An 8,188-nucleotide genomic window follows, 5' to 3' on the forward strand; every position below is an offset into this window, starting at 1 on the left:
CAGGCGTACAGAGGTACCTGCTGTCCTTCCACCGAGCCCGGGTAACGGTCCCAGATTTTGTTGATCTCATACTGGAGGTACAGCGGGCCGCCGCCGACGAGCCAGAGGACGAACGCGACACCGGCGCTCAGCTCGGGCAGGCCGGCCGCCCGCTGGGCCTGGCGGGCGCGGGTGCCCAGCCGCCACACGGCCACGAGCGACGGCACGATCAGGAGCCCTCCGAGCGTCACCGCGAGCACCGACAGGACCGGGTTGACGTCGATCCGCCGGTCGTAGGCGTTGAGCTCCTTGTTGGTCTTGTAGACCCACACGATGTCGTAGATGCCAAAGGTGATCAGAGGCAGGCCGAGCCAGGACGCGAAGGGGTTGCGCCGTCGGCCGCGGATACCCGCGCCCACCGGCTGCGGGTAGACGTCGGGCACAGGGGCGCCCGGCGTGAGGTACCCGGCCCCGTATCCAACTGGCCTCCGTGCCCGGGCTGGTCCCCGTAGCCGGGCTGGTCCCCGTGTCCGAGGCTGCTGTGACGATCCCCCGGCGGGGGCTGGTCGTACGGATTCGTGCTGTGTGGCCCAGGCGGCTGCTGTCCGTACTCATGTTGACCATACGGACCGAAATTCTGATCGGTCACCGTGCTCCCTGCTTTTTCGTGTGCCGTCGTCTCGTACATCCCTCGCGGTTTCATACACCCCGACGGATGTGCCGATCCGGGCCGATCGGAACAACACCGGCAGACCGCCCGGCAGCCGCGCGAGGCGTCCGCCGCCGAAGGAAGCGGATACACCCGGTGAAACGGATGGAAGCGTGAAGCGAGTGGGAGCGGGGTGACGGCAGGCGCGTCCGGGTCGACGGGACGGGATGAACGTTACCGGCCAGGACATCCGACCAGTAGCCTCCGGCCACATCGGCGCCGTATGACGGACCGGGAAGCACAGGAGGTGACAGGAGGCCGGCGGGAGGTGGTGGCCGGCGGCGCCGGCGCGGGCGGCCACCGGCGCGGGGGATCCTGATCCAGGGGCCGATCAGATGGCATGCTGGGAACGGGTGGCCAGCCGCCCCTTATCCGAATACACACCGTTACTGTCGAGAGGATGTGCCAGTGGCCGTCGACGTGGGCAGCATCGCCCCTGACTTCACCCTGCGTGATCAGAACAACGAGGAGGTCGCACTCTCGGAGTTCCGTGGGCGGCGTAACGTCGTCCTCCTGTTCTACCCCCTGACCTTCACCGGTATCTGCCAGGGCGAGCTCTGCGCGGTCCGCGACGATCTCTCGTCGTTCCAGAACGACGATGTGCAGGTTCTCGCGGTCTCGGTCGACTCGCCCTACGCCCACAAGGTGTGGGCGGAGCGCGAGGGATACGACTTCCCGTTGCTGGCCGACTTCTGGCCGCACGGCGAGGTGGCGCGCAGCTACGGCGTCTTCGAGGAGAGCAAGGGATTCGCCGTCCGGGCGACCTTCATCATCAACAAGGAGGGCGTCGTCCACTGGAAGATCGTGAACGGCCCCGGTGAGGCCCGGGACCACACCGAGTACCTCAAGGCGCTCGCCGCGCTGTAGGCTGCACCCGCTCTTTCCCGTCACATCAGGTTGCAGGATGCCGTGCTTTCGTTGTCACACCCGCCAGACCGACCCCACCCGGGGAGCCAGCCCGTGGCGGCGGGCGGTCGTGGCGGGTGAGCAGGTGCTGTTCTGCCCGCAGTGCCAGCAGACGGTCGGCTGGTCGCAGACCCTCGACCGCTGCGGCAACTGCGGCTCGACACACCTGGCCAAGGCTCTCGGCCTGATCTCATGCCAGGACTGCGGCCGGGAGATCCAGCCGGCCCTGTCCGGTCCTGATCTTCCGGCCGGCTCTGCTCTTCCGATCCGTACGTCGACGTCGACCCCGGCCTCGGCCTCGGCGTCGGGGGAGGCGCCCGCACAGCCGGTGCCCGCACCCCCCGAACTCAGCGCCGAGGTCGAGGCCGCCCTCGCCCGGATGCTGGGCCACAGCCTGAGGTGACCGGTGACGTGTGCCCGCTCGGCCCGTCCGACCGGCGGCAGGGCCAAGCGGGCACACGCACGGGCCAGCGGCGCGCCCGGACAGCCGGCAACCCCGCGCCGGGCCCGGACGGACGTTCCCCGGCACGGACGACGTCGACATCCGTACCGGGCACCGGTTTCCGTGGCATCCATCCCCCACAGCCGTGCGCTGTTGCGTACGCTTACGAGCATCCCGGGCGCGTAGCTCAGCGGGAGAGCGCTCGCCTTACAAGCGAGTGGTCGCAGGTTCGATCCCTGCCGCGCCCACAATCCCTTACACCGCAGCGGTTTTCAGCTTCGGCCGCTGGCTTGCGAGCGGAGCACGTTGGACAGACAGCGCTAAACTGTTCGATCATGAGTCCTGTTGACCATGGTTCGTGGGGGTCGCTGGTACGCCAGTGAAGCCGGTCGCTGGAAGGTCGGACCCTCTCCGTCCGCACCCGCACCCTGTATCTCGGCGCGGCCGACGACCTTGTCCGCCACCTCGCCGCGAACGACGGCCCGACCGACCCGGCGGAGCTGGAACGTTCCACGTCGAAGCCTTCCTCGCCGACTACGCGGCCAGCCAGGCCCCAGCAACCGTGTCCCTCGTCTTCCGGGCCTTGCAGCAGTTCGGCCAGTGGCTCACCGAGGAAGAGGATCTCGACCGGTCGCCGCTCGACCGGATGCGCCCGCCGGTCGTCCCCGAACAGCCGGTGCCGGTTCTCGCCGACGATCAGATCCGGACCTTGCTCGCCGGATGCGCCGGCCGGGACCTGGTCTCCCGCCGCGACGAGGCGATCATCTGCCTGTTCATGGACACGGGTGCCCGCCGCGCCGAGATCGCGAATCTGACCGTGGAAGACGTCGACCTCACCCAGGACGTGATCCATATCCTGGCGAAGGGGCGGAAGGGCTGCGCCGTCCCGTTCGGCTCGAAGACAGGCATCTCCTTGGAGCGGTACCTGCGGGTACGCAGCAAAGACCGCTGGGCGAAGAAGACCGACGCACTGTGGCTTGGGGAGAAGGGCCGGGGCTCGTTCAGCGCCGACGGCATCCGTCAGATGCTGTGGCGCCGCGGCGAGGCGGCTGGCATCAAGGGCCTGCACCCGCACCAGTTCCGGCACACCGCCGCGCACACGTGGACGCCGGGGTGAGCCTGCGCGACGTCCAGGACGCCGCCGGCCACGCCGACCCGCGCACCACCCGCCGATACGACCGGGCCCGGCACAACCTCGACCGCCACGCCGCCTACGCCCTCGCGGCCCATCTTGCCGGGTAGCAAGATTGCTATGTGACCTGCGAGCACGACGACTGCGCCGAGCCCCAACCGCCCGATGATGTTCTGTGTGCCGCCCACCGCCTCGAGCGGAATGCCCAGCATGACCGGGTTGCGGCGGAGCTCCGCCAGCAGACAGCGCAACGACGCTCCGTCCAGCGCACGGATGATCCGACCTGATGCACAGTCAGCGCGTGGCCCGGTCAGCTGCCGATAGCCGCAGCCCACTTCTCCCGGGTGGTGCTGTACAGGTTGCTGTCCCGCCACGGGCCGATGGCTGATGCCTCACCCTGGAACACCATGCCGAGCGTGCGGGCGACCCCGTTCATCCCGGCGTTGTCCCGGTTGGGGAACGTGATGATCTCGTCCACGGGGAGGGTGGTGAATCCCCAGGTGATCGAGGCACGGCACGCTTCCGTACCGAGTCCCTGCCGCCAGCGGTCCCGGCGGATGGACACGGCGACCTCGACCCCGGGCCAGCCGTCGGCGTAGTACAACCCGGCCCGGCCCAGGAACTCGCCGGTGGCCTTGTCCTCGACCGCCCACATGCCATACCCGAGCAGCACCCACATGCCGGCCAGATGGGTGATCAGCCGCTCGGTGCCGGCTCGGTCGAACGGGCCGTTGAGGTAGCGCATGGTCTCCTCGTCGGCGTTCATCGCCGCGTACGGGTCGATGTCCGCCGGCCGCCAGCAGCGCAGGATCAGCCGGTCCGTGACCACCGTCGGCACAACGAGCACGGTTGGCTCGCCGGACAGGCCACTCATGCCGTCAGCGCCGGACGTGGCGCGGCCGCGAGCCGTTCGCGGAAGTCGACCACGGCGGGCAGGGTCCGATAGTCCGCCAGCATGCCCAGCATCTCCCCGGCGCGCTGGGTCACGGTGTGGGTGGGGTGGCCGTCGACGACGTCCAGGACCTGGACGCCGACCCGGGCAGCCTCTTCCGGGTCCGGATGGTCCCGGCAGATCAACGCCGCGGACAGGGTGAGCAGGGCATGCCCCCACTCCTCCCGGTTCACCTGCGGCCCGGTGGCCTCGTGCGCGGCCACGGACCGCCGTGCCCACGGCTCCGCCTCCTGGCCGTATCCGATCGACGTGAGGGCGCTCGCCGCGAACATGCCTGCCGCGGCCTCTCCGAGCGGGAGATCCCCTGGCTGTGGCGGTTCGTCGGTCAGGGAACGGTGCATCAGTGCCAGCTCGGCCCGGGCCGCGGTCGCATTACCGAGGCGTCCGTGGGCGCGCGCCCGGTAGGCCGCGTTCCGGGCCCGCAGGTACGGCGGATCGGGCGGATACCCGCCGAAGACGGACACGGCCACGTCATACCGTTTCCGGTAGTAGGCGATGCCCGAGTGCATCCCGGCGACCGACGCGAGCAGCACCGCGTCCTGCGTCTGCTCGGCGTACTGTCCGGCGAGCACGGCGAGATGCCGGGCCGTGGTGAAGTCACCGACGTTGAACGCCAGCCGGGAAGCGAAGTAGGACAGCCGCCCGGCCGCCAGGCTCAACCGGTGGTGTACGGCCAGGCTGGTCCGGCCCTTCAGCGCGGTGTCGACCTGCAACCAGCGCCGTTCGACCTGGGGGAGGAGCACAGTGTGCGGGGTGACGGCGTAGACCGCGGCGATCCGGTCGATGTCGTCATCGATGTCCGCGAGCGTCAGCGGGTCAGGGTCACCGTGCGCGATCTCCCGGGAGGTGTCCGCGGCGAGCGCGGACAGCATGGTGAACGCGCCCGCCTCCAACATCTGCCGCCGGTCCGTGACGCCCACCCCCTCCCGCGGGTCACCGGCACCGATCCTCGTCCGGTGGATCCGCGCGCGGAGTTCTACTAACTCTCCGCCCGCGTCTACCGCGGTGTCGATGGCCTTCACGACGACTTCGGACGGCAGGTTCCGGCCGCTTTCGGCCCGGCTGATCCCGGCCCGGTCCAGGTTGGTGCGCCGGGCGAGCTCGGCGAGGCTGCGAATGCCCGCGGCGAGGCGCAGCGCGCGGATGCGGCCGGCGAGGTACTCGACCGCGGCCTGATCGTTCACCTGTGTGCCTTCCGCCACGGTGTGACAACACGTGCGTGAGATGCGCGTGACGTGTGTGTCAACGGCAGCTCACCTCGTCACAGCTAGTCGGCTGTCGCGCACCGTCATGAAATGTGTCGCGTCGGCACGATAACCCGGCCGGCCGCGCAACCAACAGGCGATTGGGGGATGTCGTGCCACATACCGGGACCTGCACGATCCGGACTCTGCCCCGGCCGGACACGCCGGCGGACGCGGTGCTGTACGCCGTCATCGTCTACGGCCCAGGACAGCAGCCGGTCGAGGTTCGTCTGCCGTTCCCGACCGTAGCCGCCGTAGATCATCACGCGACAAGCTGCGGGCTCGACGGCCGTGTCGTCCCGATCGTTTTCCCGTTCCACTCTCCCCGCACGGGGACCTAAGACGCAGGCCCCCGCCGTCCGTGCCTGGTGAGCAGGGCGGGGGCCTGCCCGAACGCGCGCCGGCCCGCGCGCCACGCCTACTGCCGACGCTGCCCGTGGGCGTGGCTGCGGGCCGGCGCGTCCTTCCAGCAGCGCAGAGAACAGACCGCCATGAGCGAACCGGGCGTACCGACAACGCCGGTGCCAGCACGCCCCGGCGCCACCGCGCATCGTTCCCGGATTACGGGCCGGATCACGGTCGTCATGGACGTCGGGATGACCGCGTGGGTAGTGATGTTGGCCGGCCTGCACTCCCGCGCAGGGGGCTTGTTACAACTGGGGGGTTACGTATGTGGACAGCTCACGGAGAGATCTACGGCCTGAAAGATCAGGTTCTGCCGTGGGATGACGGGCCGTTGGACTGGCCCCCGGAAGTTCTCACGCAGTTCCTCGACGCCGGCCGTCGTTTTCTGCCGGCCGCGCCCATGCGGGATCTGGCCGAGTTGGCCGCTGACTGGCAGAACAGCGCACGGCCGGCGTTGCCCGGTGGCTAGCCTCCCCGGTATGACTCGGGAGCAGCGGCATGTCGATGCCCGCCGGGAAGCGTTCGCCCGGTTGGAACGGATGCGGGAGCACTGGTGGTGGCGCCCCGGCTGGAAGATCGGCCGGTCGTTCTACCGTTCCACATCACCTTCGACGGCGCCTCCGACGTGGTCGACCTCGCTGACCGCTATCAGCAGGCACTCACTCTGCCGACCCTCGACCTGGTGCCCGCGGAGGGCCTGCACCTGACCATGCAGGGAGTCGGCTTCGCCGACGAGGGCACCCCCGGGGACTTGAACGGCATCATCACCGCGGCGTGTACACGCTGCCGCCAGCTCGATCCGTTCGACCTGACCCTCGGGCCGGCGGACGCGGACCCGGAAGCCGTCATGCTCCAGACCGCCCCGTGGCAGCCAGTGGAGGAACTACGCGCCACCGTCCGAGCCGCGATCGCCGACGTGTGGGGGCCCGAAAGGGTGCCTGAAACCGCCGACGGTTTCACCCCACACGTCTCCGTCGCCTATTCCGGCGCGGACACCTCGGCGGAGCCGCTACGTCAGCGTCTTTTCGCGGTCGAACCGATGAGCGTCACCACCACCGTCCGCGCGATCCAGCTCATCGACCTCAACCGCGACGAGCGGGTCTACCGATGGACCACTGTCGTGACCATGCCGCTCGGCGGCTGAGTAACCTCTACGGTGCGTGGGTTGCCTTGCTTGCCGATCTTTGATCGGCTTCGCTCCGTCTGCTGGGGGCGTCTGCGGGCCTCCCGAGATGGCTGCTGGGGGCTCGAAAGGTGCGAACTGCCGCGGGTGTAGCAACGCGCCCGCGGTTGCCGCTGGGGGATCATGATGCTGGTTGACCATGGCCAGTGAGGGGCGCCGCTCCGCCAGCGGGGCCGTGTTTCAGCGGGCCAGACGGGTGATGAGCCGGTCTCCCCGGGCCAGGGCGCCGGGGAGACCGCGGGAGATCAGGCCGACCAGGCGCTCACGGTTGCGGCCGTGGCGGGCGGCGAGTGGTGGGGCGGCGACAGCGGCGATGGCGGCGATGCCGGCCAGCGGGCGTCCGTAGATGCTGATCTCGGCCACGCGTCCGGCCGGGTCCAGACGGAAGTGTTCGGCCAGGTCGATGTCGTGGCCGCCGATGCGCCCGCGGGCGCCGAACACGCACTCGTCGTCGCCGGTGAACACGAAGGTGCGTTCCCAGCTCTGGAAACCGGCGAGGACGTGAGCCATGAGCGCGCCCACCTCTGCCTTGCCGGTGAACCGCACGGCGGTGACGGGCGAGCTGAAGACGATGTCCTCGGCGTACAGGGCCATGAGCGCCGCGTGATCGCGAGATGTCATGGCTTGCGCGACCGCGTCGGCGGTCTGCCGTGGATCCATGTTCACCACACTTTCGGTAACTGGGCACGTTGGTCGCTGGACAGGTCTCCTGGTCATCGACCGAGGATGATGACGAGTAGACCGGCCAGCGCGATGGTCTGCAGGGCGGCCCGGGCCCAGATGACGCTGTCCCAGCGTTGCTGGAGGGCCCGGGTGTCCGCCGGGACGGTGTGGCTGGCCGCGGCCGCGCGGAGCCGCTTGTTGATCGGCGCGCTGACGCGTACGTAGATCGCGAGCCAGGCCAGCAGCGCGGCCAGCGCTGTCGTGCCGCCGATGCGCGCGGGGCTGGTGTCGCTGGCCACGGTGGCGAGCGCCGCGGCGAGGACGGAGACCGCTCCGGGCACGGGCAGCCGGCGATCTCCGTACTCGTGGACCCGGCCGATCAGGTCGGCCACGGAGGCGTCAGCGGCATCGACCGCGGCAGGGCGCAGTACGAGCGCGGAGAAGACATCGGTGCCATAGATGATCGCGGCAGCCGCGACTGCGACGAGCGCGGCGGCGGTGGCCAGGCTGCTCACAACTGCCTCTTTTCGGTCGGTTTGTCAGTCGGTTCCGTGGCTGATCGGCTGCTGCGCC

General features: G+C 69.7%; 11 protein-coding genes and 1 tRNA gene. 7 read left to right on the forward strand and 5 right to left on the reverse strand.

From position 1 onward, the window contains the following. Positions 1–422, reverse strand: a 422-nt coding sequence (locus NBW84_RS05150; protein ID WP_250282184.1) for a DUF4234 domain-containing protein, incomplete at its 3' end; no start/stop codon positions are given. A 674-nt stretch (positions 423–1,096) separates the two neighbouring features. On the opposite strand from NBW84_RS05150, the gene NBW84_RS05155 reads away from it, so the two are divergent. From NBW84_RS05155 to NBW84_RS24085, 5 genes are all read left to right on the forward strand, one after another. Beyond that, the gene (locus NBW84_RS05155) at positions 1,097–1,555 is read left to right on the forward strand and encodes a peroxiredoxin (RefSeq protein ID WP_250282186.1); all 459 of its coding nucleotides are present in this window, start codon (positions 1,097–1,099) and stop codon (positions 1,553–1,555) included. Positions 1,556–1,592: 37 nt separating this feature from the next. Further along, positions 1,593–1,997 (forward strand): hypothetical protein, encoded by a 405-nt coding sequence (locus NBW84_RS05160; RefSeq protein WP_250282188.1) that lies wholly within the window; start codon positions 1,593–1,595, stop codon positions 1,995–1,997. 215 nt (positions 1,998–2,212) lie between these two features. Continuing rightward, positions 2,213–2,284: transfer RNA gene (locus tag NBW84_RS05165), tRNA-Val, on the forward strand. A 314-nt stretch (positions 2,285–2,598) separates the two neighbouring features. Further along, positions 2,599–3,153 carry a tyrosine-type recombinase/integrase gene (locus NBW84_RS05170; RefSeq protein ID WP_250282190.1) on the forward strand — a complete coding sequence of 185 codons (555 nt, stop codon included), beginning with the start codon at positions 2,599–2,601 and terminating at the stop codon, positions 3,151–3,153. Continuing rightward, the gene (locus NBW84_RS24085) at positions 3,150–3,278 is read left to right on the forward strand and encodes a hypothetical protein (protein ID WP_445548394.1); all 129 of its coding nucleotides are present in this window, start codon (positions 3,150–3,152) and stop codon (positions 3,276–3,278) included. Before NBW84_RS05170 ends, NBW84_RS24085 begins: the two co-directional genes overlap by 4 nt. 200 nt (positions 3,279–3,478) lie before the next feature. On the opposite strand, the gene NBW84_RS05175 is transcribed toward NBW84_RS24085, so the two are convergent. Together NBW84_RS05175 and NBW84_RS05180 are read right to left on the reverse strand one after the other, a co-directional pair. After that, positions 3,479–4,042 (reverse strand): GNAT family N-acetyltransferase, encoded by a 564-nt coding sequence (locus NBW84_RS05175; RefSeq protein WP_250282192.1) that lies wholly within the window; start codon positions 4,040–4,042, stop codon positions 3,479–3,481. Beyond that, on the reverse strand, positions 4,039–5,304 hold the full coding sequence (locus tag NBW84_RS05180; RefSeq protein WP_250282194.1) for a helix-turn-helix domain-containing protein: 1,266 nt from the start codon (positions 5,302–5,304) through the stop codon (positions 4,039–4,041). The genes NBW84_RS05175 and NBW84_RS05180 overlap by 4 nt, the downstream gene beginning before the upstream one ends. A gap of 730 nt (positions 5,305–6,034) precedes the next feature. On the opposite strand from NBW84_RS05180, the gene NBW84_RS05185 reads away from it, so the two are divergent. Both NBW84_RS05185 and NBW84_RS05190 read left to right on the forward strand, forming a co-directional pair. Then, on the forward strand, positions 6,035–6,238 hold the full coding sequence (locus NBW84_RS05185) for a hypothetical protein (protein ID WP_250282196.1): 204 nt from the start codon (positions 6,035–6,037) through the stop codon (positions 6,236–6,238). Between the two features lie 84 nt (positions 6,239–6,322). After that, positions 6,323–6,913 (forward strand): 2'-5' RNA ligase family protein, encoded by a 591-nt coding sequence (locus NBW84_RS05190; protein ID WP_250282198.1) that lies wholly within the window; start codon positions 6,323–6,325, stop codon positions 6,911–6,913. Positions 6,914–7,132: 219 nt separating this feature from the next. Here the strand turns inward: NBW84_RS05190 and NBW84_RS05195 are convergent, their stop codons facing one another. Then, positions 7,133–7,669, reverse strand: coding sequence for a nuclear transport factor 2 family protein (locus NBW84_RS05195; RefSeq protein ID WP_445548639.1), 537 nt, complete (start codon positions 7,667–7,669; stop codon positions 7,133–7,135). Then, positions 7,666–8,130 carry a DUF1772 domain-containing protein gene (locus NBW84_RS05200; protein ID WP_250282202.1) on the reverse strand — a complete coding sequence of 155 codons (465 nt, stop codon included), beginning with the start codon at positions 8,128–8,130 and terminating at the stop codon, positions 7,666–7,668. The genes NBW84_RS05195 and NBW84_RS05200 overlap by 4 nt, the downstream gene beginning before the upstream one ends. Between the last annotated feature and the right edge of the window lie 58 nt (positions 8,131–8,188).

Source organism: Protofrankia sp. CiP1_Cm_nod2 (assembly GCF_920664355.1).
Classification (GTDB): domain Bacteria; phylum Actinomycetota; class Actinomycetes; order Frankiales; family Frankiaceae; genus Protofrankia.